The 24560-nt window shown below is 71.6% G+C and carries 22 protein-coding genes; 3 read left to right on the plus strand and 19 right to left on the minus strand.

Annotated elements, in window-relative coordinates:
• Positions 1 to 138: 138 nt before the first annotated feature.
• On the plus strand, positions 139 to 936 hold the full coding sequence (locus tag OG899_RS02485; protein ID WP_125500727.1) for a tyrosine-protein phosphatase: 798 nt from the start codon (positions 139 to 141) through the stop codon (positions 934 to 936).
• A gap of 25 nt (positions 937 to 961) precedes the next feature.
• Here OG899_RS02485 and OG899_RS02490 read toward each other — a convergent pair whose 3' ends face one another.
• From OG899_RS02490 to OG899_RS02580, 19 genes are all read right to left on the minus strand, one after another.
• Positions 962 to 1081: a DUF6126 family protein gene (locus OG899_RS02490; protein WP_125500726.1), complete on the minus strand. Its 120-nt coding sequence runs from the start codon at positions 1079 to 1081 to the stop codon at positions 962 to 964.
• The gene (locus OG899_RS02495; RefSeq protein ID WP_406310876.1) at positions 1078 to 1701 is read right to left on the minus strand and encodes a helix-turn-helix domain-containing protein; all 624 of its coding nucleotides are present in this window, start codon (positions 1699 to 1701) and stop codon (positions 1078 to 1080) included. The genes OG899_RS02490 and OG899_RS02495 overlap by 4 nt, the downstream gene beginning before the upstream one ends.
• A gap of 85 nt (positions 1702 to 1786) precedes the next feature.
• On the minus strand, positions 1787 to 3169 hold the full coding sequence (locus tag OG899_RS02500; RefSeq protein ID WP_168130911.1) for an aspartate aminotransferase family protein: 1383 nt from the start codon (positions 3167 to 3169) through the stop codon (positions 1787 to 1789).
• Entirely contained in the window at positions 3166 to 5118 is a 1953-nt protein-coding gene (dxs, locus tag OG899_RS02505; protein ID WP_168130910.1) for a 1-deoxy-D-xylulose-5-phosphate synthase, read from the minus strand. The genes OG899_RS02500 and dxs overlap by 4 nt, the downstream gene beginning before the upstream one ends.
• A gap of 30 nt (positions 5119 to 5148) precedes the next feature.
• Positions 5149 to 6318, minus strand: a complete 1170-nt coding sequence (ispG, locus tag OG899_RS02510; protein ID WP_406310877.1) for a flavodoxin-dependent (E)-4-hydroxy-3-methylbut-2-enyl-diphosphate synthase — start codon at positions 6316 to 6318, stop codon at positions 5149 to 5151.
• 4 nt (positions 6319 to 6322) lie between these two features.
• Positions 6323 to 7345, minus strand: a complete 1023-nt coding sequence (hpnH, locus tag OG899_RS02515; RefSeq protein WP_125497496.1) for an adenosyl-hopene transferase HpnH — start codon at positions 7343 to 7345, stop codon at positions 6323 to 6325.
• A 5-nt stretch (positions 7346 to 7350) separates the two neighbouring features.
• Positions 7351 to 7992, minus strand: coding sequence for a 1-hydroxy-2-methyl-2-butenyl 4-diphosphate reductase (locus OG899_RS02520; RefSeq protein ID WP_125497497.1), 642 nt, complete (start codon positions 7990 to 7992; stop codon positions 7351 to 7353).
• Positions 7992 to 10019, minus strand: coding sequence for a squalene--hopene cyclase (gene shc, locus OG899_RS02525; protein ID WP_125497498.1), 2028 nt, complete (start codon positions 10017 to 10019; stop codon positions 7992 to 7994). The genes OG899_RS02520 and shc overlap by 1 nt, the downstream gene beginning before the upstream one ends.
• A gap of 114 nt (positions 10020 to 10133) precedes the next feature.
• Positions 10134 to 11270 carry a polyprenyl synthetase family protein gene (locus OG899_RS02530; RefSeq protein ID WP_125497499.1) on the minus strand — a complete coding sequence of 379 codons (1137 nt, stop codon included), beginning with the start codon at positions 11268 to 11270 and terminating at the stop codon, positions 10134 to 10136.
• Positions 11270 to 12781, minus strand: a complete 1512-nt coding sequence (hpnE, locus tag OG899_RS02535) for a hydroxysqualene dehydroxylase HpnE (protein ID WP_168132095.1) — start codon at positions 12779 to 12781, stop codon at positions 11270 to 11272. Before hpnE ends, OG899_RS02530 begins: the two co-directional genes overlap by 1 nt.
• A 136-nt stretch (positions 12782 to 12917) precedes the next feature.
• Positions 12918 to 13871, minus strand: coding sequence for a presqualene diphosphate synthase HpnD (hpnD, locus tag OG899_RS02540; protein WP_168132096.1), 954 nt, complete (start codon positions 13869 to 13871; stop codon positions 12918 to 12920).
• Positions 13868 to 14764, minus strand: coding sequence for a squalene synthase HpnC (gene hpnC / locus OG899_RS02545; RefSeq protein WP_125497502.1), 897 nt, complete (start codon positions 14762 to 14764; stop codon positions 13868 to 13870). The genes hpnD and hpnC overlap by 4 nt, the downstream gene beginning before the upstream one ends.
• A 390-nt stretch (positions 14765 to 15154) precedes the next feature.
• Positions 15155 to 15958 (minus strand): ABC transporter ATP-binding protein, encoded by an 804-nt coding sequence (locus OG899_RS02550; protein WP_168132097.1) that lies wholly within the window; start codon positions 15956 to 15958, stop codon positions 15155 to 15157.
• Positions 15951 to 16880, minus strand: coding sequence for an ABC transporter permease (locus OG899_RS02555; protein ID WP_125497504.1), 930 nt, complete (start codon positions 16878 to 16880; stop codon positions 15951 to 15953). Before OG899_RS02555 ends, OG899_RS02550 begins: the two co-directional genes overlap by 8 nt.
• Positions 16881 to 16976: 96 nt before the next feature.
• Complete coding sequence (locus OG899_RS02560) at positions 16977 to 17849, minus strand: glycosyltransferase family 2 protein (RefSeq protein WP_125497554.1); 873 nt, start codon at positions 17847 to 17849, stop codon at positions 16977 to 16979.
• A gap of 8 nt (positions 17850 to 17857) precedes the next feature.
• Entirely contained in the window at positions 17858 to 18637 is a 780-nt protein-coding gene (locus OG899_RS02565) for a CDP-alcohol phosphatidyltransferase family protein (protein WP_125497505.1), read from the minus strand.
• Entirely contained in the window at positions 18615 to 19676 is a 1062-nt protein-coding gene (locus tag OG899_RS02570) for an iron-containing alcohol dehydrogenase family protein (protein WP_125497506.1), read from the minus strand. Before OG899_RS02570 ends, OG899_RS02565 begins: the two co-directional genes overlap by 23 nt.
• Positions 19664 to 20416 carry a sugar phosphate nucleotidyltransferase gene (locus OG899_RS02575; RefSeq protein ID WP_125497507.1) on the minus strand — a complete coding sequence of 251 codons (753 nt, stop codon included), beginning with the start codon at positions 20414 to 20416 and terminating at the stop codon, positions 19664 to 19666. The genes OG899_RS02570 and OG899_RS02575 overlap by 13 nt, the downstream gene beginning before the upstream one ends.
• On the minus strand, positions 20413 to 22263 hold the full coding sequence (locus OG899_RS02580) for a DUF5941 domain-containing protein (protein WP_125497508.1): 1851 nt from the start codon (positions 22261 to 22263) through the stop codon (positions 20413 to 20415). The genes OG899_RS02575 and OG899_RS02580 overlap by 4 nt, the downstream gene beginning before the upstream one ends.
• Positions 22264 to 22731: 468 nt before the next feature.
• Here OG899_RS02580 and OG899_RS02585 point away from each other — a divergent pair, with 468 nt between their 5' ends.
• Positions 22732 to 23664 (plus strand): cation diffusion facilitator family transporter, encoded by a 933-nt coding sequence (locus OG899_RS02585; RefSeq protein WP_125497509.1) that lies wholly within the window; start codon positions 22732 to 22734, stop codon positions 23662 to 23664.
• Positions 23665 to 23887: 223 nt separating this feature from the next.
• Positions 23888 to 24481 (plus strand): isopentenyl-diphosphate Delta-isomerase, encoded by a 594-nt coding sequence (idi, locus tag OG899_RS02590; RefSeq protein WP_125497510.1) that lies wholly within the window; start codon positions 23888 to 23890, stop codon positions 24479 to 24481.
• The last annotated feature ends 79 nt before the right edge of the window (positions 24482 to 24560 follow it).

The following is a 24560-nucleotide window of genomic DNA, read 5'->3' on the forward strand; positions in this document are numbered from 1 at the left end:
TAAGCCACGTCGGACGACGGTGTCCGCGGGAATACGTCAGAGGGTTCCGCATCCTCGTGGCCGTCGCGGGCATGCCGTATGGTCGAGGGCGCGCCCGCCGGCGAGCCGCGGTGGCGGGGCGGAGAGGAAGGAGTCCTCGTGACGCAGCAGATCCCGTCGACCGAGCCGAAGCTGGCCGGAGTGCGCAACTTCCGGGACGTGGGCGGGCTGCCGACCGAGGACGGACGACAGGTGCGCCACGGCGTGCTGTTCCGCAGCGGCCACCTGGCCCATGCCACGCCCGAGGACGTGGCGTTCCTGTCCTCCCTCGGCCTGCACACCGTCTTCGACTTCCGCAACGCGGCGGACCGGAAGCTGGACGGACTCGACGTGGAGCTGCCCGGGGTGCGCCATGTGAACCTGCCGCTGAGCGATCCGGCGGACGGAGCGGAGTTCTGGCGGCTGGTCCGCGACGGCGACCTGGACCAGCTGCGGTCGATCCTGGACGACGGCAAGGGCGTGGCCCGCATGGTCGCCTCCTACCGCGCGATGGTCACCGAGCGCACCGCGGAGCACTCCCAGGTGCTGCACGCGCTCGCCGACGACAGCGTCCCTGCCCTGCTGCACTGCGCCGCGGGCAAGGACCGCGCCGGCCTGGCGATCGCGGTGACCCTGCTCGCGCTGGGCGTGGAGCGGGACGCGATCGTCGCCGACTATCTGGCCTCCGGCGCCCGGCACCGCCGCTACCGGGTGCGGCGCAGCCGCACCGACGCCTCGGCGTACTCGCCCGAGGTGATGGAACTGCTGGATCCGCTGTTCGACGCCCGGGCCGAGTATCTGACGGCCGCGTTCGAGATCATCGAGGAGACCTGGGGCGGCGTGGACGCGTATCTGGAGCGGGGGCTGCGGCTCGCCCCCGCGACCCGGCAGCGGCTGCGCGAGCGGCTGCTGGACTGATCGGCGAGGCTCCCTGGGAGTTCGGCTACTTGGCGCCGACCTCGAACAGCAGCCAGATGAAGGCGGCGAAGAGGTGGCCGACGGCGATGTAGATGATGAGCCGGACCCACAGCCCGCGCGGGAACTTGTCCTCCAGGTTGCTCATGGCGTGCCTCCGGTGTGCGGGCCCAGGCAGAGCGTGGCCGTCGGGCTCTGCAGCAGGGTGTGGACGAAAAGGAGCTCCAGCCCGTCCGGATCCTCGGCCGCGATGCGGTGCGGGGTCAGCGAGTCGAAGTGCGCGCTGTCGCCGGGCCCGAGCAGGTGCGTGGTGTCGCCGAGACTCAGCCGCAGCCGGCCGCGCAGCACGTACAGCCACTCCTCGCCGGGGTGCACGCGGACGATGTCGCCCTGGGAGCCGTGCGGCACGTGGACGCGCAGCGCCTGCATGCCACGCCCGGGGGAACCCGCCTGCCAGTACGTCCAGCCGCCGGCCCGGGTGGCCTCCATCTTCGTGGCGCGGACCACGGCGTCACGGTCGGGCGCCCGCTCGCCCAGCAGCTCGGAGACGGTCGTACCGTAGGTACGGGCGAGCGCGAGCAGCACCGGCAGCGAGGGCTGGCGGTGCCCGGTCTCCAGGCGGGAGAGGTGAGCGGGCGACAGCCCGGCGGCGCGGGCCGCGGCCTCCAGGGTGAGAGAGGCACGGCGGCGCAGCGCGCGCAGCTGGGACGCCATGGCGGGCAGGCCGGCGGCCGTCCCCGCCGAGGCGTCGGACTCGGGGGAGCTCATACGTCCATTCAGCAGGGAGCTTGCCCTGAGGGCAAATTTTTTGCCCTCAGGGCAAACCCCGGCCGGTTCCGCCGGACGGCAGGCCCTACCGGTCGGCGACCGCCTGCTTGACCAGCGTCTTGCCGAAGTCCCACATCAGGCCGCCGTTGTGCGCGTCGTCCATCACGGCGGTGAAGGCGTCCACGAAGCGGTCCACCTCGCGCTCGCCGATGATCAGCGGCGGGATCAGCTTGATCACTTCCAGGTGGTCGCCGGAGACCTGGGTGAGGATCCGGTGCCGCTGCAGCAGGGGCACGACCACCATCTGGGCGAACAGGCCCTTGCGGGCGGCCTGCAGCATGATCCAGCGGCTGCGCAGCTTCAGCGACTTCGGGCGCCCGAACTCGATGCCGATCATCAGGCCGCGGCCGCGGACGTCGGCGAGCAGCTCGTACCTGTCGATCAGTGCCGTGAGCCGGGACTTGAGCATCTCGCCGGTCGCCCGGGCGTTGGCCACGATCTGCTCGTTCTCCATGACGGACAGCACCGCGAGTCCGGCCGCCATCGCCTGCGCGTTGGAGCCGAAGCTCGCCGAGTGCACCAGCACCCGGTCCATGGAGGAGTAGACCTTCTTGAAGATCCAGTCCTTGCCGAGGGTGGCGCTGACCGGCACATATCCGCCGGACAGCGCCTTGGCGACGCACACCAGGTCGGGCTCGACGCCGTCCTCGTGCTGGTAGGCGTAGAAGTCGCCGGTGCGGCCGAGGCCGGTCTGCACCTCGTCCGCGATGAGCAGCGCCTTGTGCCGGTGGAGCAGCTCCTGGGCGGAGCGCAGGTAACCGGGCGGTGCCTCGTGCACGCCCTTGCCCTGGATCGGCTCGACGATCAGGGCGGCGACGTCGCCCTTCTTCAGCTCGCGTTCGAGCGCGTCCAGGTCGCCGAGCGGGACGGCGGTGTCGGGCAGCAGCGGGCCGAAGCCGTCGCGGAAGCCCTGCTCGCCGAGGACCGACAGCGAGCCGGTGGTCAGGCCGTGGAAGGAGTGCTCGCAGTACAGCACGCGCGGCTTGCCGGTGGCGCGGCGGGCGAACTTCAGCGCGGTCTCCACCGCCTCGGTGCCGCTGTTGCCGAAGAACACCCGGTCCAGGTGCGGGCTGTGGGTCAGCAGCCGCTCGGCCAGCAGGCCGGGCAGCGGCGCGCAGTCGAAGCGGGTCAGGTCCGGCAGCTGGGCGTCCAGCACGTCGTGCAGCGCCTTGCGGACGACCGGGTGGTGCCGGCCGAGGCCCATGACGCCGAACCCGGCGAGCATGTCCAGGTAGTCGTTGCCGTCGGCGTCCCAGAAGTAGGCGCCCTCGCCCCGCTCGTACACCTTGTCGAAGCCGATGGTGTGCAGCATGCGGGGCAGCTGGTGGTTCAGATGCCGGGCGTGCAGCTCGTACCGCTCGGCGCCCCGTTCGGCCAGCAGGGCACCGAGGTCGAACTCCGTGGTCATTCAGTTTTCTCCTTGACTGCCGTGACGGTCCGGGCGGCCTGCTGCGCCGGAACCGTACCGGCCTGCTTGACGTCGGCCGCGTCCCTGACGGCCAGGGCGGCGCTGATCCGGCCGGCGATGTCCACGGGGGTCAGGCCGATGTCGGCCAGCACCTCGGACCGCTTGGCGTGCGGCAGGAACTGCTCGGGGATGCCGAACCGCCGCACGGGGACGTCCACGTCGGCGTCGCCGAGCGCCAGGGCCACCGCGGAACCCACACCGGCGGAGCGGCTGTTGTCCTCCACGACGGCCACCAGGCGGTGCTCGGCGGCCAGACCCGGCAGCGCCGGGTCGACGGGCTTGACCCAGCGCGGGTCGACGACCGTGCAGCCCAGTCCCCTGGCCTCGAGCAGTTCGGCGGCCTGCAGGCACACCGGCGCCATCACGCCGACGGCCACCAGCAGCACCTCGGGCCGCTTTGCGCGGTGCAGCACGTCCATGCCGCCGACGCGGCCGACGGCCGGGACGTCCGGGCCGACGGTCTCCTTCGGGAAACGCACCAGGGTGGGGGCGTCGTCCACCGCGACCGCCTCGCGCAGCTGGGCGCGCAGCTGGCTCGCGTCGCGCGGCGCGGCGATCCGCAGGCCCGGCACGACCTGCAGCACGGACATGTCCCACATGCCGTTGTGGGACGGCCCGTCGGTGCCGGTCACGCCCGCGCGGTCGAGCACGAAGGTGACCCCGCAGCGGTGCAGGGCCACGTCCATGAGCACCTGGTCGAAGGCGCGGTTGAGGAAGGTGGCGTAGACGGCGACCACCGGGTGCAGGCCGCCGGTGGCCAGACCGGCCGCGGAGACCGCGGCATGCTGCTCGGCGATGCCGACGTCCCACACCCGCTCCGGGAAGCGCTCGGCGAACGCGCCGAGGCCCACCGGGTGCAGCATGGCGGCGGTGATCGCCACCACGTCCTCGCGTTCCTCGCCGATGCGCACCATCTCGTCGCCGAACACGCTGGTCCACGACGGACCCGGGGCCGGGGACAACGGCTCGCAGGTGCGGGGGTCCATCGCACCGACGGTGTGGAAGTGGTCCTCCTCGTGGGCGAGGGCGGGCTCGTAGCCGCGGCCCTTCTCGGTCAGGCAGTGCACCAGGACCGGGCCGTGGAAGCGCTTGGCGCGGCGCAGCGCCGACTCCAGGGCGCCGATGTCGTGTCCGTCGATCGGGCCGACGTACTTCAGGCCCAGGTCCTCGAACATGCCCTGCGGGGCGATGAAGTCCTTCAGCCCCTTCTTCGCGCCGTGCAGGGTGTCGTAGAGGGCCTGGCCGACGACCGGGGTGCGCTCGAGGAGTTCCTTGGTGCGGGCGAGGAACTTCTCGTAGCCGTCGGTGGTGCGCAGCGTGGCCAGGTGGTTGGCGAGGCCGCCGATGGTGGGCGCGTAGGAGCGCTCGTTGTCGTTGACGACGATGATCAGCGGCCGGTCCTTGGCGGCCGCGATGTTGTTCAGCGCCTCCCAGGCCATGCCGCCGGTGAGCGCGCCGTCGCCGATGACGGCGACGACGTGCCCCGTCCCGCCCGTCACGTCACGCGCCTTGGCGAGCCCGTCGGCCCAGCCCAGCGCGGTGGAGGCGTGGCTGTTCTCGATGATGTCGTGCTCGGACTCCTCCCGCGACGGGTAGCCGGACAGGCCGCCCTTGCCGCGCAGTTTGGAGAAGTCCTGACGACCGGTCAGGAGTTTGTGGACGTAACTCTGATGGCCGGTGTCCCACAGGATCCGGTCCGCCGGCGACTCGAAGACCCGGTGCAGTGCGATGGTGAGTTCCACCACCCCCAGATTGGGCCCGAGGTGTCCGCCTGTCCTGGCGACCGCGTGCACCAGGAAGTGACGTATCTCGTCGGACAGTTCACCGAGTTCCGTCTCGGACAGCGCCTTCAGGTCGCGCGGTCCCCGGATGCTCTCCAGAATGGTCACGCTGGGCCCCCTCTCGGATCGTTCTGCGTCTCAGTGCACGGTCACTGTCGGTGTCCCGGTGACGCCGGGGGCACCTGCCGTCCCACCCTCCTGTTCCGCGGCGATCTTCATGGCCTCCTCGATCAGGGTCTCCACGATCTTCGACTCCGGCACGGTCTTGATGACCTCGCCCTTCACGAAGATCTGCCCCTTGCCGTTGCCCGAGGCCACACCCAGGTCCGCCTCACGTGCCTCACCCGGACCGTTGACCACACAGCCCATCACCGCGACCCGCAGCGGCACCTCCATGCCCGTCAGACCCGCGGTGACCTCCTCGGCCAGCTTGTACACATCCACCTGCGCACGCCCGCACGACGGACACGACACGATCTCCAGACCCCGCTGCCGCAGCCCCAGCGACTGCAGGATCTGCAGACCCACCTTCACCTCCTCCACCGGAGGAGCCGACAGCGACACCCGGATCGTGTCCCCGATCCCCTGCGACAGCAGCGCACCGAACGCCACCGCCGACTTGATCGTCCCCTGGAACGCCGGACCCGCCTCCGTCACCCCAAGGTGCAGCGGATAGTCACACGCCTCCGCCAGCTGCCGGTACGCCTCGATCATCACCACCGGATCGTTGTGCTTGACCGAGATCTTGATGTCCCGGAAGCCGTGCTCCTCGAACAGCGACGCCTCCCACAGCGCGGACTCCACCAGCGCCTCCGGCGTCGCCTTGCCGTACTTCTGCAGCAGCCGCTTGTCCAGCGACCCCGCGTTCACCCCGATCCGGATCGGCGTCCCGTGGTCCTTCGCCGCCTTCGCGATCTCCTTGACCTGATCGTCGAACTTCTTGATGTTCCCCGGATTCACCCGGACCGCGGCACACCCCGCCTCGATCGCCGCGAACACGTACTTCGGCTGGAAATGGATGTCCGCGATCACCGGGATCTGCGACTTCTTCGCGATCACCGGCAGCGCCTCGGCGTCGTCCTGCGTCGGGCACGCCACCCGCACGATCTGGCACCCGGCCGCCGTCAGCTCCGCGATCTGCTGCAACGTCGCACCCACGTCCGACGTCCGCGTCGTCGTCATCGACTGCACCGACACCGGCGCATCCCCGCCCACCGCGACCGGCCCGACATGGATCTGCCGGCTCTTGCGCCGCTCGGCGATCGGCCGGGCCGGTACCTCGGGGACGCCCAGAGGAATGGCGGTCATGGCCTCAGCTCCGGTTCCCGGAGACGGTCTCGCGCATGGCGCGCAGGGACTCCTTCAGCGATCCCATGGTCGCCATCACGGCGGTGGGCTCGTAGCCGCAGTGGGCCATGCAGTTGTCGCAGCGCGGGTCCTTGCCGCGGCCGTACTTGTCCCAGTCGGTCTTCTCGATGAGTTCCCGGTAGGTGGGGACGTAGCCGTCGCTCATCAGGTAGCAGGGACGCTGCCAGCCGAAGAGCGAGTAGTTCGGGATCGCCCACGCGGTGCACGGGAAGTCCAGCTTCCCCTCGAGGAAGTCGAGGAACAGCGGCGAGTGGTTGAGCCGCCAGCGCTTGCGGTTGCCACCTGCGAAGGCCTTCCGGAACAGCTCCCGGGTCTGGCTGACCCCGAGGAAGTGGTCCTGGTCGGGAGCCTTCTCGTAGGCGTAGGCCGGCGAGATCATCATCTCGTCCACCTTCAGCTCGTCGTTGAGGAAGTTCAGGACGTCGATGACGGTCTGCGGGGTGTCGGTGTTGAAGAAGGTGGAGTTGGTGGTGACCCGGAAGCCGCGCCGCTTGGCCTCCTTGATGGCCGCCACGGCCTCGTCGAACACGCCTTCCTTGGCGACGGACTTGTCGTGCCGCTCGCGCAGGCCGTCGATGTGCACGGTGAAGGCGAAGTAGGGCGAGGGCTTGAACTTGTCCATCTTCTTGCGCAGCAGCATCGCGTTGGTGCACAGGAAGACGTACTTCCGCTTGGCCACCAGCTGGCGCACGATCTCGTCGATCTGAGGGTGCATCAGCGGCTCGCCGCCGGCGATGGACACCATGGGCGCACCGGACTCCAGCACCGCGCCGACGGCCTGGGCGACCGGCATGCGCTGCTTGAGCACCCCGGCGGGATGCTGGATCTTGCCGCAGCCCTCACACTTCAGGTTGCAGGCGAAGAGCGGCTCCAGCTCCACGATGAGCGGGAACTTGTCCCGCTTGCGGAGCTTCTGCTCGGCCATATACGTCGCGACCTTGATGGACTGGCGCAGTGGCATGGCCATCTGGCTCACCTCCTGGGGAGCAGCACATTACGGTGCCATTCGAAAAAAGTCGGTAGTACAGAACGAAGAACGCGGAAAGCCGATATTCCACCGCGCAGTGTGCCGATGCGGACGAGCTCGTGTTCCGGAGCGTCCACCACGACCCGTACGGCCGCGACCGGGCGCGGCTGCTCCCGCACGGCGCTCAGCAGCGTGGCCGCCGACTCCATGTCCACCGCGATCGCGCCGGTGGCACGCAGGTCGGCCCTCTCCTCGCCGCGCACGACATGGTCGGAGCCGGTCAGCGGCCCGGTGTGGACCGTGCGCCCGGGCAGGGCGCGGGCCAGCTCCTTGACGAGCAGGTCGGTGCCGGTGCACGCCACGGTTCCGCGCGGGTCCCGGGTCTCCTCGGCGACCACCAGGTCGCCGGGGTGCATGCCGGGCGCGAGTCCCGCGCAGAACCCCGTGGCCAGCACCGCGGCACCGGCCAGCGCCGGGTCGGCCAGGGCCCGGGTGACGGAGCGCTCCGCCGCCCTGGGCCCCATTCCCGTGCGCAGGACGGCCACCGGCCCGCCGGCACCGCTCCGGTCGCCGGTGCGCAGGGCGACGTGCTCGATGCCGAGCGCACAGGCGATCAGCAGCGGTGCCTGAGCGGGCTGTGTGCTCATCAGTTCCCCTCGACCTCGGCCGGGGAGCGCTCGGCGGTGACGGCCTTGCCCACGACGGGCTCGCCGTTGACGTAACGGCCGAGCGCGGTCAGCGGGAAGACCTGGCGGTACAGGTGGTAGTTGATGGAGAAGTCCCACGGGAAGCCGGTGCCGGTGAAGTACGGCTCGTCCCAGGAGCCGTCCTCCCGCTGGGTGGACGCCAGCCACTCGATGCCGCGCTCGACGGCCTTCGAGTCCTTCTCCCCGGCCGCCAGCAGCGCCATCAGGGCCCACGCGGTCTGCGAGGCGGTCGAGGCGCCCTTGCCGGCCCACTCCTTGGAGTACTTGTAGGAGCGCAGGTCCTCGCCCCAGCCGCCGTCGTCGTTCTGGACGGACTCCAGCCAGGCCACCGCACGGCGGATCGCCGGGTGGGAGCCGGGCAGACCGGCGGCGATCAGGGCGGGCACCACCGAGCCGGTGCCGTAGATGTAGTTCACGCCCCAGCGTCCGAACCACGCACCGCTCGGCTCCTGCTCGGACAGCAGCCAGTCGATGCCGCGGCGGGTGCGCGGGTCGTGGGCGAGGCCCTCGTAGGCGAGCATTTCCACCACGTGGGCGGTGACGTCCGCGGACGGCGGGTCGATGACCTCGCCGAAGTCGCAGAACGGCAGCCGGTTGGGGAACGGGCTGGTGTTGTCGACGTCGAAGGCGCCCCAGGCCCCGTTCTTCGACTGCATGCCGAGGTTCCAGCGCACACCGCGCCCGACGGCCTTGTCCACCCGCTCCGGGTCGGGGTGCCTGACCCGGCGCAGCGCCAGGATGACCTCGGCGGTGTCGTCGATGTCGGGGTAGTTGTCGTTGTGGAACTCGAACGCCCAGCCGCCCGGGGGCAGCGTGGGCCGGCGCACCGCCCAGTCGCCGGGACGCACGACCTGCTCGCCGAGCATCCAGTCGGCGGCCTTGACCAATTGCGGGTGGTCGGCGGGCACACCGGCATCGGCCAGCGCGATGGTGGCCAGGCAGGTGTCCCACACCGGCGACTGGCAGGCCTCGATCATGCGGGCACCGTCCTCGCGCCAGACGGCGAAGCGGTCCAGCGACTCCAGGCCGGCGCGCATCACCGGGTGGTCCAGGTCGTAGCCCAGCAGGTGCAGCGCGATGATCGAGTACACCGCGGGCGGCTGGATGCCGCCCCAGCAGCCGTCGTTCTCCTGCCGCTCGATGATCCAGCGGGCCGCGGAGTTGATCGCGGCGCGGCGCAGCCGCTTCGGCGCCACCTTGCGGAAGGCGTGCAGGGCCTTGTCGATGCGCTGGAAGGCGCCGTCCCAGCTGAGGGCCGGCGCGAAGGGCCGGGGCGGGTTGGGCACGGCCGGGTCGGTGTGCAGCTCGTCCAGCGGGAACGGGGCGGGACGCACCGGACGCTTCGCCGACACGATGGTCAGCGGCACGATGGTCTGCCGGGCCCAGCACCCGAAGTCGTAGATGTTCAGCGGCATCCACGTCGGGAAGTAGATGAGCTCGGGCGGCAGTTCGGGCAGGTCCTCCCACTTCCACCAGCCGAACAGGGCCAGCCAGATCCGGGTGAAGACGCGGGTGGCGGCGATGCCGCCCTGCTCGCGGATCCACGCGGAGGCCTTGGCCATGTGCGGGGCGTCGGGCTCGTCGCCGGCCAGGCGCAGCGCCACATAGGCCTCGACGGTGGTGGACAGGTCGCCGGGGCCGCCCCAGAACGTGGCCCAGGTGCCGTCCTCGCGCTGCTCACCGCGGATGAACAGGGCGGCGGCGTGCGTGGTCTTCTCGTCCAGGATGCCGAGGAACTGACGCAGCAGCAGGTCCTCGGCGTCCATCGTCACGTTGGTCTCGAGGTCGCCCTTCCACCAGCCCTCGCTGTCCTGCTTGGACAGCAGATACTCGGTGGCGCGTCGGACGGCCTGGGCGGCGGCTCGGCGTACCCCCGCCGCCTCGGGGGTGGAGGGTTCGGTTTCGCTGGCCGAGGCAGCGTCGGACGGCAGGGCCGTCCCGGTGCTTGCGTCGGTCGTCGCTGTCATGGCTTCCCCTTCGTGCAGTCGTACACGTCGTGCTGCTGTGGGTCCGCCGTCGGCCGTGGTCCGGCATGGTCCGGATCCGGCCGGCGACTGCGCGAGGCTGTCAATGGATAGTGATCATCTCTTTCGTACGACGACGAAGTCGGCGAGCGCCGTGAACGCGTCCCGTACCTCGTCGGGCATCGTCACGGCGTCGAGTGCTTCGATGGCGATGGTGTGCTGGCGGCGTGCCTCCTCGGCCGTCCACTCGCGGCCGCCGGCCTCCTCGATGAGGGCGGCGCGGGCCGCGAACTCCTCCTCGGAGAAGTTGTCGAAGTCGCTGCTCTTGGCGTCGGCGGCCAGCATCTCGCCGAGACGTTCGGAGGCGGGGCCGCCGGCCGCCAGGGCGGCCACGACCGGCAGGGACTTCTTGCGCTGGCGCAGATCGCTCCAGGTCTGCTTGCCGGTGGCGTCCGGGTCGCCCCAGATGCCCAGCAGGTCGTCGACGGCCTGGAAGGCCAGGCCGAGGTGGTGGCCGTACGTCTCCAGCGCATCGGCGGTGGCGTCGTCCGCGCCGCCGAGCACGGCGCCGATGGAGCTGGCGCAGGCGAGCAGGGCACCGGTCTTGTTGCCCTCCATCTCCAGGCACTCCTCGACGCTGACCCGGTCGCGGTGCTCGTAGGAGATGTCCTGCGCCTGACCGTCGATCAGGGCGCGGGTGGCGCGGGTGAGCCGGCGGGTGGCGCGGCCGGCCTCGACCGTGCCGAGTTCCAGCAGGACCTCGTTGGCGAGGGCGAACAGGGCGTCGCCGACCAGGATGGCCTGGGCGGGTCCGTGCACCTTCCACACCGTGTCGCGGTGCCGGCGCTGCTCGTCGCCGTCCATGAGGTCGTCGTGCAGCAGCGAGAAGTTGTGCACGAGTTCGACGGCCACCGCTCCGGGCACGCCGGTGGCGGGGTCGGCGCCGGTGACCTCGGCGGAGAGCACGGCCAGGGCCGGCCGGACGGCCTTGCCGCCGTCCCCGTGCGCCGGGTTGCCGGCCGCGTCGATCCAGCCGAAGTGGTAGGCGGCGACGGTGTCCATGGGCGGGGCCAGCCGGTCGACGGCCGCCCTGAGGACGGGCGTGGCCAGGGTCCGGCCGCGCTCCAACAGCGCGGTCACGTCCACCGCGGTCCTTCGAGCGGGCGCCGAGGCCGGGGGCACAGTGGGCACAGTCTCTCCTCTTGTCGCGGTGCCGGGGGTGCGGGAACCCGTCACGGGCTGCTGGTCGGACATCACCGGGTCCCTCCTCGCACGAATGCTCCGGTCACGCCCGGCCGACGGCCGGGGAGCCGGGGAAGGTCCCCCGTCGCGGGGCCCGGTGACGCCTCGTCGAAGGCGAAGAGGCGGCTCGGACGGGGTCGGCCCAGGGCGCTGAGCGCGGCGTCCGCCGCGCTGACACCGCTGCGGACGGCACCCTCCATGGTCGCGGGCCACCCGGTGGCGGTCCACGCTCCGGCCAGGTACAGGCCGGGGACCTTGGTGCGGGCGCCGGGCCGCAGCCGCCCCACGCCGGGGGACGGGGCGAACGTCGCCGTACGCTCCCGGGTGACGAAGAAGTCCCGGACCCGGGCGTCACGCGCCAGGGGCAGCAGCCGCCGCAGCTCGGGAAGGTAGCGCTCGCGCAGTTCGGCGACAGGCGTGTCGATCTCCTGGTGCGCCGCCGACTGGGACAGCGCCAGGTACTGACCGTCCTTCAGCCCCGAGGCATGAGTACGGTCGAAGATCCATTGTACCGGGGTGCCGATGGCGGCCACGAAGGGCCGGGACAGCACTGTGCGGTCGAGGACGACGTGGACGTTCAGGATGGGCGCGGTGTCGATGTCCAGCAGCCGCTCCGGGGCCTCCAGGGCGCCCGCCGGCAGCAGGGCGTGGGCCTCGCGCTGGGGCACGGCGAGGACGACCGCGTCGGCCTCCAGGCTCCGTCCGGGAACCTGGACGCTCCACCGCCCGTTCTCCTTCTTGGAGACGGAGGTGACACGTGTACGGACCTCGATGCTCACACCCGCGGAGTCGAGCGCCTTGCGGGCCAGACGGTCGTGCAGTTCGCCCAGCGGGACGCGGGCCCAGCCGATGTCGGCCGCGCCCGGGTCGGACAGCAGACCGGTCTTGAACACCATCGCGGCCAGCCCCAGTGAGACGTCGGAGGCGGTCGCGTTGAGGGTGGCGACCCCCACGAGGTCCCACAGTGCCTCGACGGCACGCGCCGACTGGCCGTGCGCGGCCAGCCATTCGCCGAAGTTCCGCTCGTCCAGGGCGGGGTCGGCGGGGTCGAGGGCCTGGAGCGCGAGTGCGGCCCGGCCCACGCGTGCGCGGTCGGCGAGGGAGAGGTGCGGGTAGGTGGCCAGGCTGCGCCCGAGATGCAGGGGTACCGGCAGGGCGTCGCGCCGGATCCTGCCGAGTCTGCGTCCCTCGGGACGGGCGGCGTCGAGCACGGGCACGTCGAGCCGGTCCTGCAGCGGGGCCAGGTCCGTGCCGCCGATGCGGTCGAGGAACCACCGGTAGGCGGTGCAGCAGCGCAGGTAGACGTGTTGTCCGTTGTCGACGGTGAGGTCGCCGCGCCGGAAGGAGAAGGCGAGGCCGCCCAGGCGGGGCCGTCCCTCCAGCAGGGTCACGCGTACTCCGGCGTCCGCGAGCGAGAGCGCGGCGGTCAGGCCGGCCAGTCCGCCGCCGACCACGACCGCGTGTCGTGCCGGGCGGTCCGCCTCCGCGGTGGGCACCCCGTCCGGTCGGATGCCGTCGGTCATCGTGCGCCCTCCCCTGTGCGTCCGCCGCGGTGGGCGGGACTGCCCCGGCCGACCGCCATCGTGAGGGACGCGCTGTGCCGCCGCGGGGTTGTCCGCCCGCGGCCGCCCGCGGGCGGTGTCGTCGTCGGATCAACCGTCACACGCGCCTCCTGACGGCCTGCTGTCGGCTCACGTTCCGGGCGTCCAGGCCGGACAGGCCGCGCACGGCGACGTAGGCCTTCTCCGGGCCGGGCAGCGAGACCCGGCCGCGCAGCACGGCCTCGGGATCGCGGGCGATGCGGTCCAGCAGACGGCGGTAGATGCCGGCCATCGCGGCCACGCAGGCGCCGCTGCGCCGGTCGAGCATGGGCAGCAGCTGGTAGCCCTCGGCGAACAGCGCCCGGGCCCGCCGCACCTCGAACTGGACCAGCCCGGCGAAGTCGGATCCCTCCGGGGGCCGGGGCCCCTGGAAGCCGGCGGAGCAGCCGAACTTGGCCAGATCCTCGGAGGGCAGGTAGGTACGGCCGCCCAGGGCGTCCTCGCGGACGTCGCGCAGGATGTTGGTCAGCTGCAGGGCGAGCCCCAGGGTGTCCGCGTACTCAGGGGCGCGTTCGGCGTCACGTGCGCCGGGCTCGGTGCCGAACACGCCGAGGGAGAGCCGTCCGATGGCCCCGGCCACGCAGCGGCAGTAGACCTTCAGGTCGTCCCAGGTCTCGTAGGTCTCGCCGCGCACGTCCATCAGCACGCCGTCGATCAGCTCGTCCAGACCGCCGAGCGGGATGGGGAAGTGCCGGGCGGCGTGCGCGAGGGCGACGGCCACGGGGTCGGTGTCGTCCTCCTCCACCGCGCCCTCACGGATGCGGGCGAGCAGCGCCCGGGTGTCCTGGAGCTTGGCGATCTTCACCTCGTCCGCCAGCGAGCCGTCGCCGATGTCGTCGACCCGCCGGGAGAACGCGTACAGCGCCGACATCGCACGGCGCTTGGGCGTCGGCAGCAGCCGGATGCCGTACGCGAAGTTGCGGGCCTGCTGCCCGGTGACGGCCTCGCAGTAGCTGTAGGCGGCGAGTACCGGTGCGGACACGTGCTGTTCCGACTCCACGGCCCGGATCACCCCTCTCCTCGCAGAGTCACGCCCACCTCGCGCAGCAACTGGACCTTGCCTGGCTTGGGCGGGCCGGGAAGTACGTCGTATTCGGCGGCGGCGATCGCGTCGATGGCCGCCCTTCCCCCCGCCACGAACCCTGCGAGCAGCAGCTTCAGTCTGCCGTGGACGCTACCCACCAGGGGGGCGCCTTCATTCAGCAGGTCGCGGGCGCGTTGCGCTTCGAACGCAACCAGTGCGCGCACCGACGCGCTCGCGGTGGGCGTGGCGAGATCCGTCTCCTGGACGTGGAAGCGTTTCATGTCCTCGGCGGGCAGATAGATGCGGTCGCGGCCGAGGTCTTCCGCGACGTCCTGCAGGTGTTCGACGATCTGCAGCGCGGTGCAGATCGCGTCGGACCGGCGGATCCGTTCGGGGGTCGAGGTTCCGGTGACGGCGAGGACGAGGCGGCCGACCGGGTTGGCGGACAGCTCGCAGTAGGCGAGGAGGTCGTCCCAGGTCTCGTACCGGCTGACGAGCTGGTCCTGCCGGTTGGCGGCGATCAGGCCGAGGAACGGCTGAGGGGTCAGCCCGCACCGCCGCACGGTCGGCTGCAGCCGGCGCAGCAGCGGGTGGCGCGGGGTGCCGTCGAAGACCCGGCGCAGATCGGCCTCGAGGGCGTCGAGCATCACCAGCCGGTCGCCGGCCCGGTCGGACGGGACCCCGAGCAGCCGGGCGTCGGTGCCGCCGGGGGCCAGGTCGCCGTCGCCGATGTCGTCGACGAGGCGCGCGTAGCCGTAGACGGCCATGAGATCGTCACGCCAGGCGCGGGGCAGGAAGAACGGCGCCACGGGGAAGTTCTCGCCCGCGGCCTTGTCGAGGGTGGCGCGTTCCGCATCGCGCGCCGTCGCAGTCGGGGTCATCGTCCGCTGCCCGGGGCGAGGACGGCACATGCTGCGTTGAGCTGGGGAGTTTCCGTAGCCATTGCCGTCACATCTCCCGTTCTACACTGCCGACCCGATACACACTGTTTCGGACACGCCGCCCAGCGGTCCGCGGGGCGCCCTGGCGCAGAGTGTCGCGCATTATCTCCCCACTTGCCGTTTTCCGGGACCGGACCAGCTTACGCTGTACAACGCAGCCGTTTTCCGGGGGGTGTCCTGCACATCACAACAACACACTGCCCCCTTTCAAGATTCCTTGACTTCCCGACACGTTTGCCTATGGTGACCTATCCGTTACGAAGACGCGGGGCCCCACCGGTACACGTGTCCGGTGGGGCCCCGGGCGGCGAGGCGGGCCGCTGCCTGCGGCTACCTGTTGGTGAACTTCTCGTACTCCTTGAGGACCTCGTCGGTGGGGCCGTCCATGCGCAGCTCCCCGCGCTCCAGCCACAGCACACGGTTGCAGGTGTCGCGGATCGACTTGTTGTTGTGGCTGACGAGGAACACGGTGCCCGCCTGCTTGCGCAGCTCGCGGATGCGGGCCTCGGAGCGCTTCTGGAAGGCGCGGTCGCCGGTTGCCAGCGCCTCGTCGATCATCAGCACGTCGTGGTCCTTGGCGGCGGCGATGGAGAACCGCAGCCGGGCGGCCATGCCGGAGGAGTAGGTCCGCATCGGCAGGGAGATGAAGTCGCCCTTGTCGTTGATGCCGGAGAAGTCGACGATCTCCTGGTAGCGGGCCTTGATCTCCTCGCGGGACATGCCCATGGCCAGACCGCCGAGGATGACGTTCCGCTCGCCGGTCAGGTCGTTCATCAGCGCGGCGTTCACCCCGAGCAGGGAAGGCTGCCCGTCCGTGTACACCTTGCCCTTCTCGGCCGGCAGCAGGCCCGCGATGGCCCGCAGCAGGGTCGACTTGCCGGAGCCGTTGGAGCCGATCAGGCCGATCGCCTCGCCGCGGTAGGCCACGAAGGACACCCCGCGCACGGCGTGGACCTTGCGCACCCCGCGCGCCGCGTCACTCGAGCCCCGCCGGAGGATCCGGCTGAGGGCGGCGGTGGCGCTGCCCTTGCCGCCGGCGGCGCCGTTGACGCGGTAGACGATGTGCAGATCGTCGGCGATGACGGTGGGGGTCCGCTCCCCGCCGCCGCCCTGGCGGGAGTCGTTCTCATCCACGGCCGTACCTCTCCTCCGCCTTCCAGAAGTACACGAAGCCGCCGACGAAGATCACCAGGGCCCAGCCCAGGGCCACGGCCCACACGTGCGGGGGCAGATGCTCGCGGCCGTAGCCGTCCAGCAGGGCGAACCGCACCAGGTCCATGTAGACCGCGGCGGGGTTCACCTGCAGCAGGCGGACCAGCCACTCCGGCTTGTCGGCGAGCATCTCGTTGATGGAGAACATCACCCCGGAGGCGTACATCCAGGTACGCATCACGAAGGGCATCAGCTGGGCCAGGTCCGGGGTCCTGGCGCCCAGCCGGGCCATGATCAGCGCCAGGCCGGAGTTGAACAGGAACTGCAGCACCAGCGCCGGGACGATCAGCACCCACGACAGGCGCGGGAAGCTGCCGAAGCCGACCGCGACGACGAACACCACGATCATCGAGAACAGCAGCTGCTGGAGCTGCTGCAGCGCGAACGAGATCGGCAGGGAGGCCCGGGGGAAGTGCAGCGCCCGCACCAGGCCGAGGTTGCCCGAGATGGCGCGCACACCGGCCATGACGGAGCTCTGGGTGAAGGTGAACACGAACACACCCGTCACCAGGAACGGGACGTAGGTGCTGCGGTCCAGTCCTCGGTCGGCCTTGAGGATGACGCCGAAGATGAAGTAGTACACCGCCGCGTTGAGCAGGGGCGTGACCACCTGCCAGAGCTGGCCCAGCTTGGCCTGGCTGTACTGGGCGGTCAGTTTCGCCTGGGAGAAGGCCAGGATGAAGTGGCGCCGCCCCCACAGCTGACGTACGTACTCCTTGAGCGGGGGCCGGGCACCGCTGACGGCCAGCCCGTACTTGGCGGCGAGCCGGGCCGCGTCGAGCCCCTCGTCGGGCGGCGGTGCCGCGCCGAGGGCGACGCCGCCGTCATGCCTTGTCTCACTCACAAGTGGATACTTTCGTCTTGATGCGCAAGCCTGTGCGACTGTACGGGCATGCCACGAGCGCCGGCCGGGCGGCCGGGCGCTCCGGGAACGAGCTTGTCAGATCACCGGCGGTCGGCCCAGCCGGGTGAGCCGCCACACCGTACGCCACTTCATGGGGCGGCGTGGCCCGCAGGGTGTCGTCCAGCCCTCCTTGAAACCGCCGAACCAGGCCTTCAGGGCGGGACGCGAGGGCCGGCGGAGCAGTGTGAGCAGCAGCCAGACCCCCAGGTAGACGGGGACGAGCACGGCCGGCAGGTTGCGCCGGGCCAGCCAGACCCGGTTGCGGGCGACCATGCGGTGGTAGACCGCGTGCCGCGAGGGCGCGGTCGTGGGATGGTGCAGCACCATGTCGGCCCGGTAGTCGATCATCCAGCCCGCGTCCAGGGCGCGCCAGGCGAGGTCGGTCTCCTCGTGCGCGTAGAAGAAGTCGCCGGGCAGGGTGCCGACCTCGGCGAAGACCTTCGTGCGCACGGCGTTCGCGCCACCGAGGAAGGTGGTGACCCGCGAGGAGCGCATCGGATCCGAGGCGCGCAGCCGCGGCACGTGACGGCGCTGGGTGAGGCCGGTGTCCGGGTCGGCGATGCGGAAGCTGATGATCCCGAGCCGGTCGTCCTCGGCGAAGGCCTTCCGGCACAGCTCGGCGGTGTCGGTGCGGGCGAGCAGGCCGTCGTCGTCGAGGAACAGCAGGACGTCGACGTCCCGGCCGGCCGGTCCGAAGGCCTCGATGCCGACGTTGCGGCCGCCGGGGATGCCCAGGTTCTCGGGCAGCTCGATGGTGCGGACGCCCTCGGGGACCTCCGGCACGGGCGCGCCGTTGCCGACGACGACCACCTCGATCGGGTCGCCCTCCTGCTCGGCCACCGACTTCAGCAGGGCACGCAGCTCGTCGGGACGGTTGCCCATGGTGATGACGACCGCGCCGACCTTCATGGCCCCGCTCACCGCAGCCTGCTGGAGGCGAGGACGGACACCAGGTGCAGCAGCGTCTGCAGCAGCGCGATCGCGGCGAGCACCGCGGTGCCGAGCCTGGTGAAGAACAGATCGCCCCGGACCTGGTCGACGACGGCGAGGACCAGGATCAGCAGCGAGGCCTCGATGCCGAGGATCAGCCGGTGGAACTTCAGCGCGGCGGCGGCGCGCCGGGCCAGGGCCACCTTGGACGAGCGCGGCTCGGCGGCGGCCTCCTTCACCGGCGGCAGCCCGGCCTGGTGGCGGGCGACGCCGACCAGATCGGTCTCGGCCTTGATCAGGATCGCGCCGAGCGCGGCCAGCGTGCCGAGGAAGGCCCACACCCAGTGGGTCCGTCCGGGCCCCCACAGGTCGGCGGCGCGCAGGCCGAGGCCGACCAGCACGGCGGCGTCCGTCAGATAGGCCCCGACCCGGTCGAGGTAGACCCCGTTGAGGGAGAACTGCTGCTTCCAGCGGGCCACTTCCCCGTCGACGCAGTCCAGCAGCAGGTACAGCTGGACAGCGACCACGCCGAGCACCGCGCCGGGGATCCCGGGCACGAGCAGGGCCGGGGCGGCCAGCACGCCGAACAGGGTCATCAGGTAGGTGAGCTGGTTGGGCGTGACCCTGGTGCCCACCAGAAGGCGGCTGACGCGCAAGGACACCTCGCGCATGTACAGGCGTCCCGCCCAGTGCTCCCCGCTGCGCCGGTCCTTGACCCCGGCGGGGTGGACGACCGGTCTCAGTTCAGCTACCGATGGCCTTGACATAGTCGGCGTAGATGTCCTTGATCTGCTCGGTCGTGAGGTCGAGGTGTTCGAGAATCGTGTAGCGGCCGGGCCGGGTCTCGGGAGCGAACTCCACGACCCGGACGAACTCCTCGGCGCTGAAGCCGATCTCCTCCGGCAGCACCGGCAGCCCGTGCCGGCGCAGTACCCCGGCGATCAGGGCCGACTGCTCGTGGGCCCCGCGCAGGTGCATGGCGAAGGCCGCGCCGAGGCCCACCTGCTCGCCATGGCTCGCGGCCCGCTGCGGGTACAGCAGGTCGAAGGAGTGGCTGATCTCGTGGCAGGCACCGGAGGAGGGGCGGGAGTCGCCGGAGATGGACATCGCGATGCCGGTGAGGACCAGCGCCTCGGCGAGCACCTGCAGGAAGTCCTGGTCGGCGATGCCACCGGGGTGTCGCAGCACGGCCTCGCCGGCCTGGCGGGCCATGGCCGCGGCCAGGCCGTCGACCTTCTCTCCGTTGACGCGCTGGGACAGCTCCCAGTCGGCGATCGCGGAGATGTTCGACACCACGTCGCCGATGCCCGAGCGCACGAAGCGCGCCGGGGCCTGACGGATCACGTCCAGGTCGATGACCACCGCGATCGGGTTCGGCACCCCGTAGGAGCCGCGCCCCGCGTCGTTGTCCAGGGTGGCCACCGGGGAGCACAGGCCGTCGTGGGCCAGGTTGGTGGGCACGGCCACCAAGGGGAGCCCGACCCGCGCTGCGGCGAACTTGGCACAGTCGATGATCTTGCCACCGCCCAGGCCGACGACGGCGTCGTAACGGCCGGACTTGATCTGCCCGGCCAGCCGCACCGCGTCGTCGAGGGTGCCGCCGCCCACCTCGTACCAGCTCGCGCCCGGCAGCGAGGGAGCGATCCGCTCCCGCAGCCGGGCCCCGGAGCCGCCGCTGACCGCGACGGCCAGCCGCCCGGACTGCGACACGCGTTCGTCGGCGAGGACGCTCGCGAGGTCGTTCAGAGCGCCCGCGCGGATGTCGACGGCGACCGGGGAGGGGATGAGGCGGGTCAGTACCGGCACGCGATCTCCCGGCCTTTGGCGAGGTCGTCGTGGTTGTCGATCTCCACCCACTCGACGTCGCCGATCGGCGCCACGTCGATCGTGAAGCCGCGGTCGACCAGCTCCTGGTAGCCGTCCTCGTAGTACAGCTGCGGGTCGCGCTCGAAGGTGGCCTTCAGCGCGTCGGCCAGATCCGCGGCCGCCTCGCCCTCGATCAGGGTGACGCCGATGTACTCGCCGGTGGCCTGTGCCGGGTCCATCAGCTTGGTGATCCTCCGGACGCCCTTGCCGGGCTCGGCGACGACCTTCATCTCCTCGTCGGCGAGCTGCTTGACGGTGTCCAGCGCGAGGATGATCTTCTTGCCGTCGCCGCGGGCGGCCAGCAGGGTCTTCTCGACGGAGACCGGGTGGACGGTGTCGCCGTTGGCGAGGAGGACGCCCTCCTTCAGCACGTCGCGGCCGCACCACAGGGAGTAGGCGTTGTTCCACTCCTCGGCCTTGTCGTTGTCGATCAGCGTGAGCTTCAGGCCGTACTTCTTCTCCAGCGCGTCCTTGCGCTCGTACACGGCCTCCTTGCGGTAGCCCACGATGATCGCGGCCTCGGTCAGGCCGACCTCGGCGAAGTTGCCGAGGGTCAGGTCGAGGACGGTGAGGCCGTCCTCCGCGCCCTCGGGCCCCACCGGCACCAGCGCCTTGGGCAGGGTGTCGGTGTAGGGGCGCAGGCGCCGTCCGGCACCAGCCGCCAGCACGAGGCCGATCATGCGGGTTCTCCTTCGTCGTGTACGGCGGGCTCGCCCCTCAGGTGAGAGACCACCCAGAAGCGGATGCTCTCGGCGAGCACCAGCACGGCCACGAGCACGGCGAGCGCCGTGAGCGCGACCTTGAACTGAACAGCGGTGAGCAGTGCGGCGAGCACCGCCACGAGCAGCGTCCGGCCCTCCTGACCGCCGATCGCGCGCACCAGGCCGGCAGGCGGTGCCCCGGCGCTGCCCCGGATGCGGTACACCGTGTCGTAGTGATGGTAGGCGACGGCCGCCACCAGCCCGTAGGCCGCCGGAAGCGCACCGTGCACGCCGGCGTGGGCGGCGAGCGCCAGGATCGTGCCGTACTCGGCGGCGCGGAAGAACGGCGGGACCAGCCAGTCCAGTGCGCCCTTGAGCGGGCGGGCGACGGCGAGCGCCGAGGTGACGACGTGGACCAGCGCGCCGGCGACGACCCAGCGGCTGCCGAAGCCGGCCAGCGCGGCGGGCACGACGACGGCGAGGCCGCCGAGCAGGGCGAGGGCGGGGGCGGCGATGCCGGGCAGGCGGCGGGCGGGCCCGCGCACGATCCGCGCCAGGACCTCGGCGAGCGGTCCCCGGTCGGCGAGGTCGGCCAGCGCCCGTGCGGCGCGGTCGGTGCGGGTGGCCTTGCGGGTGACCGAGCGCAGCAGCCGGCCCGCCGTGGTGTAGGCGGCGGCTATGGCGCAGCCGACGAGCAGCACGCAGAAGGTGATGCGCGGGGTGGTGGCCGCGGTGAACACGGCGATCAGCGCCCAGCGCTCACCGATGGGCAGGACGATCATCCGGCGCGCCCACACGGTCCAGCCGACGCTGTCGAGCCGGTCGGACAGGGCGGCGGTGGGGCTGGTGTTGGCGGTGGCGTCGTGGTTGGACTCGTTGAAGGAGAAGTCGACCACGTGCCGGCAGGTCTGCAGGACCATGGCGCCCAGGGCGAGGGCCCACACGTCGTCGCCGCCCCGGGCGGCGCCGAGGGCGAGGCCGGCGTAGTAGGCGTACTCCTTGGCGCGGTCGAAGGTGGCGTCCAGCCAGGCGCCGAGCGTGGAGTACTGCAGCGAGTAGCGGGCGAGCTGCCCGTCGGTGCAGTCGAGGACGAACGAGGCGATCAGCAGCACGCCGGCGGCGACGAAACCGCCGCGGGTGCCGGTGGCGGCGCAGGCGGCCGCCACGAGCGCGGTGAGCAGGGAGGCCGTGGTGACCTGGTTGGGGGTCAGGCCGCGGCGGGCGCACCAGCGGGCGATGTAGCGCGAGTAGGGGCTGATGCAGAACGTGGTGAAGAAGCCGTCGCGGGCCTTGACCGCCGACTTCAGCCGGATCGCCTCGTCGTCGACGGCGGCCACGGCCTGCCGTGCCTCGTTGCGCTCCTGCGGGTCGGTGGGGACGACGGCGACCAGGCTGCCCAGCTCGGGGCGGTGCACCTCGGCGCCGTCCGCCTCCAGCTCGGCGGCGATGCGGTCGGCCAGGCAGCCGGCCGTGGTGGTGGCACCGCCCTGCCCGGCCGCGAGGCCGGGTGAGGTCCCGGTGCCGGCGGAGGTCTCGCGGGCCATCGCCCGGGTGAGCACCTGCCGGCCGGCCTTCTGCGCGGTCACCGCGCCGGGCACGGCGGCCAGCGGGAAACGGGGGTCGGTCAGGCCCAGCCGCAGGGCGTGCAGGTGACCGACGAATGCGGCGTCGACGACGGCGACGCGCTGGTCACCGGGCACCTGGGCGAGCAGGGTCTCGGCCTCGGCGGCGTCCGCGGCCCGGCGCACGTCGAAGCCCAGGGACCGCAGATCGTCCTCGATCGACGATCCGGGGACCGGCTGGCCGGTGAGGATGGCGGTCGACAACCGTACTCACTCCCTGGTGACGACGCCTGACGCGTCGGTCATGTGCATGGTGGGCTGCCGCCTGCCACGAGCGCCCGGCGGCATGTCGGCAGAGGCTATCGGATGCCGGGACGTCCGCGTTCACCGCCCGTCCGCGAGCCGGCCGCCCCCGCCGCAGCCTGCGCCGCGATCATCATGGGTGATCGGAGCGCCGGGCCACAAACTACGGATCAGATCCGAACATTCCCCGCATACGACCGTTCCGGCCGTGCCGGGCGGTCCGGGCGCCGACGGTCCGCCGGAGTCCGGCCGGCCACGCCACGGGCGGTGGGCGCGGCGTGCGCCTCTCCTGTCCCGCACGGCCCTGACCTGCGCTTCGTTTCCGCAGGTCAGAAGATATGACAACGGTGTTCAGTGCCGCGTTGCCCGATCCCGTGCCCCCGTAGTTCACTGTGACTCCGGCGAAAGCACAGGAGGGCGGTCGGACACATGGGGGCCGGTCACGACCACGGGCACGCGCACGGTCTGCACGGCACCGCTGCGGCGGCACACCGCGGCACGCTGCGTGCCGCGCTGGTGATCACCCTCTGCGTGATGGCGGCGGAGATCGCGGGCGGTGTGCTCGCGGACTCGCTCGCTCTGGTCGCGGACGCCGCCCACATGGCCACGGACGCTCTCGGCCTCGGCATGGCGCTGCTGGCCATCCACTTCGCGAACCGTCCGGCGACCCGCAACCGCACCTTCGGCTACGCCCGGGCCGAGATCCTGGCCGCGCTGGCCAACTGTCTGCTGCTGCTCGGTGTCGGCGGGTACGTCCTGTTCGAGGCCGTCGAGCGGTTCCTCTCCCCGGCCGGCACCGACGGTGCGCTGATGATCTGGTTCGGTCTGGCCGGCCTGGTGGCGAACTCGGTGTCGCTGTCGCTGCTGATGCGCGGCCAGCGGGAGAGCCTGAATGTGCGCGGGGCCTTTCTGGAGGTGGCCTCGGACGCCCTCGGTTCGCTGGCGGTGATGGTCTCGGCGGCGGTGATCCTGCTCACCGGCTGGCAGGCCGCCGACCCGGCCGCCTCGCTCGCGATCGCCCTGCTGATCGTCCCGCGCACGGTCAAGCTGCTGCGTGAGACCCTGGACGTGCTGCTGGAGGCGGCCCCGAAGAACGTCGACATGGCCGCGGTCCGGGCGCACATGCTGGCCCTGGACGGGGTAGAGGACGTGCACGACCTGCACGTGTGGACCATCACCTCGGGGCTTCCGGTACTGTCCGCCCACGTCGTCGTCAGCTCGGAGGTGCTCAGCGCCGTCGGCCACGAGAAGCTGCTGCACGAGCTGCAGGACTGCCTGCGCGGCCACTTCGACGTGGAGCACTGCACGTTCCAGCTGGAGCCCGGCGGGCATGCCGAGCACGAGGCGGGTCTGTGCCACTGAGGCGCACACCCGGCCGAGCCCGCCGGCGCCCCGGAAGGGGACCCGGAGGGTTCCTCCGCAACCGCATCGGGCACGATCGGCTACCGGGTCCCTTCACGCGGCACCCGGCCGGCGACGGCCGCCGCCCACGGTTGTGGGGGACATGCGGTGCGCCGACAAGCGCCAGGAGTGCCGGATTCGTACGGCAGACTTGGGGGCTCGAGGACCGATGCGAAGGATGGGTATGCCGATCACACCTGCCACCGCGACGCACAGCTCGTCGAACGGGACCGCGGACGCGATTTTGCTCGAACTCGTCGACGAGGACGGCGTGACGATCGGCACCGCGGAGAAGCTCGCCGCCCATCAGCCGCCGGGCCGCCTGCACCGGGCCTTCTCGGTGTTCCTCTTCGACGACCAGGGACGGCTGCTGCTGCAACAGCGCGCGCTCGGCAAGTACCACTCCCCCGGTGTGTGGTCCAACACCTGCTGCGGCCACCCCTACCCCGGTGAGGCGCCGTTCGCGGCAGCGGCCCGGCGCACCTACGAGGAGCTGGGGATCTCGCCGGCGCTGCTGCGCGAGGCCGGCACGGTGCGCTACAACCACCCCGATCCGCTGTCGGGCCTGGTGGAGCAGGAGTACAACCACCTGTTCGTCGGTCTGGTGCGCGCCCCGCTGCGCCCGGACCCGGACGAGGTCGGCGACACCGCCTTCGTGACCCCCGAGGAGCTGGCCGAGCGGCACGCCCGGGACGCGTTCTCGTCGTGGTTCATGACCGTGCTGGACGCCGCCCGGCCGACGATCCGTGAGCTGACGGGCACCGCCGCGGGCTGGTGAGCCCCGGCCGGCTGCCGTCCCGGGCCGCCGGTGCGCGCGACCGGGACGGGCGCCCCCGTGCCGCGACGGACGCAGCGCC

Origin of the sequence: Streptomyces thermoviolaceus, from assembly GCF_045209695.1 — a bacterium.
GTDB lineage: Bacteria > Actinomycetota > Actinomycetes > Streptomycetales > Streptomycetaceae > Streptomyces > Streptomyces thermoviolaceus.